Genomic DNA, 667 nt, shown 5'->3' with positions numbered 1-667 from the left:
TGCTCGAACAAATCGACCTGAACACCTGGGTTTCCATGTCCATCCAGCGCGCTGTTGACAAAGTGCAAAGCCGCCTGCAAGACGGCCTGGCCTTCCTGGCAACCGTTGGTTCCACCGCACCGTTCGTTGGTCTGTTCGGTACAGTATGGGGTATCTACCATGCGCTGACAGCCATCGGTATGTCTGGTCAGGCATCGATCGACAAAGTTGCGGGTCCTGTAGGTGAAGCGCTGATCATGACCGCGATTGGTCTGGCCGTGGCTGTTCCTGCTGTTCTGGGTTACAACTTCCTGGTACGCCGCAACAAGAGCTCCATGGAAGAAGTCCGCGCTTTCTCCGCTGACCTGCACTCCGTTGTCCTGTCCGGCAACATGGGCAAGACAGCAGCTAAAAAATAAGCCGTATCAGGTTTACATTAAACCAAGACCCTTAACCACAGAGGCACAGAGACACAGAGAAGAACCAAGAGAGAGATGATTATTTTTGCGAAGCATCCCTGCGCAAAGTAATGATGGGTCAATGGACCCCGGAGGAAAGACCTTCCTCCTGCAGTTCTCTGTGTCTTTGTGCCTCTGTGTTGAGTGGTCTTAAAAGGTCTGCGTAACACGAAAGAGAACACATTATGGCAATGGCAATTGGCAATGATGGTGACGGCGAAGACGAAGTC

The 667-nt window shown here is 52.3% G+C and carries 1 protein-coding gene; it reads left to right on the top strand.

The annotated features are described in order from the left end of the window. On the top strand, positions 1-398 hold a 398-nt coding region (locus ACO0LH_RS28495; RefSeq protein ID WP_422944525.1), incomplete at its 5' end, for a MotA/TolQ/ExbB proton channel family protein. Between the last annotated feature and the right edge of the window lie 269 nt (positions 399-667).

Origin of the sequence: Undibacterium sp. TJN19 (assembly GCF_049339485.1) — a bacterium.
In the GTDB taxonomy this organism is placed as follows: domain Bacteria; phylum Pseudomonadota; class Gammaproteobacteria; order Burkholderiales; family Burkholderiaceae_D; genus Undibacterium.
The sequence above is the reverse complement of the archived record's forward strand: the minus strand, read 5'-3'. Positions and strand labels throughout refer to the sequence as shown.